General features: G+C 73.6%; 2 protein-coding genes. Both read left to right on the top strand.

Going from position 1 to position 1398, the window contains the following annotated elements; all coding sequences use genetic code 11:
- Window positions 1-792: RNA methyltransferase (locus tag FV228_RS29760; protein ID WP_246694078.1), on the top strand; the 792-nt coding region annotated here is incomplete at its 5' end.
- Between the two features lie 128 nt (window positions 793-920).
- Complete coding sequence (locus FV228_RS29765) at window positions 921-1175, top strand: hypothetical protein (RefSeq protein ID WP_147857733.1); 255 nt, start codon at window positions 921-923, stop codon at window positions 1173-1175.
- Window positions 1176-1398: the final 223 nt, after the last annotated feature.

Below are 1398 nucleotides of genomic sequence, written 5' to 3' on the forward strand. Positions count from 1 at the left end.
CCCCGGTCCGGGTTTCGGCCCAGCTTCCGGTCCGGCGGGCGTCCCGGCGGATCCGGGCCGCGGCCCGAATCCGGGGGGCCCGATGGCGCCGCGGTGCTGTATGGCTGGCACCCGGTGGTCCAGGCGCTGGGCAACGCGGAGCGCGGCCTGCACCGGCTGCTCGCCACCGAGAACGCGGCGGCCCGGCTGACCGAGGAATTCGGCGATGCCCTGCGCATCGCCCCCGAGTTGGTCCGACCGAGCGAGATCGGCCGCCTGCTCGGGCCGGACGCGGTCCACCAGGGCCTGTATCTCGAGGCCGAGCCCCTGCCCGCTCCCGGCCTCGACGACCTGCCGGCCGACGCCCTGCTGCTGGCGCTGGACCAGATCACCGACCCGCACAATGTCGGGGCGATCGTCCGCACCGCCGCGGCCTTCGGGGTCGCCGGCATCGTCACCACGGTGCGGCACGCGCCGGGCGCCACCGGGGTCCTGGCGAAATCCGCGTCCGGGGGGCTGGAGCACGTGCCCTTCGTCACCGTCCGCAACCTGGCCGAGGCGCTGATCGAGCTGGGCGAGCGCGGCTACACCCGGATCGGCCTCGATTCCGACGCGCCCGCGAGCCTCGACACCCTCACCGTCGCCCGGCCGCTGGTGATCGTCCTCGGGGCGGAGGGCAAGGGCCTGCGCGAGCGGACCCGGACCTGCTGCGACATCCTGGCCCGGATCCCGTTCTCGGGGGCGATCCGCAGCCTCAACGTCTCGAACGCGGCCGCCATCACCCTCTACGCCCTGGGCCGGCCGCCGGCCTGAACGGCCGCCGGATACGGCGCGGAAACAAAAATTCGCCCGCCCGATTCCGGGGATGACCTAGGCAAGTCCAGCACCCTGCCGTAGACGTCGGCTTCAGAGGGGGGCGTGGGCTGGTAGGCGTGCGCCGGATGCTGGACGATGCTTTGACGTATGGCGGTGGGGCCTTCAGCCTGATCGCCGTCGGCGTGTGGCTGTGGCTCGCCCGGCGGGCCTTCCCGAGCTTCGAATCCTTCGTGAAGGGGTTCGACGACGAGCTGCGCCTGGGCGCGAGCCCGGAGGAGCGGGCCCGCACCGCCCGCTGGCACCAGGTCCGCCAGGCTGCCGTGGCCCTGACCGCAGTCGGGGCGCTGTGCCTGTCGATCGGCCTCGCGATCCCCGACTGAGCGGACAAGGTCCGGGCTTCGAAAGGTCCTCGACCTTTCGCGGGTGCGGGCGGAGCCCGCTGTCTTCAGGGATGCCGACCCCGAGCCCTTTAGAAACCCCGACATGCCGCGCTCTAAGGCCCGGCCCGGAATCCGGCGAGCGGCGCGGTGAGGGTGCAGACCAGCCCGTCGCGGTGATAGTCGAGCGCGGCCCGGCCGCCGACCGCCCCGGCGAGCCCCCGCT

It is taken from the genome of Methylobacterium sp. WL18, assembly GCF_008040015.1.
Classification (GTDB): Bacteria; Pseudomonadota; Alphaproteobacteria; order Rhizobiales; family Beijerinckiaceae; genus Methylobacterium; species Methylobacterium mesophilicum.

Excerpts from the sequence above, each read along its gene's own strand:
- FV228_RS29765 (WP_147857733.1), top strand. The coding sequence starts at position 921 with ATGCTGGACGATGCTTTGACGTATGGCGGTGGGGCCTTCAGCCTGATC.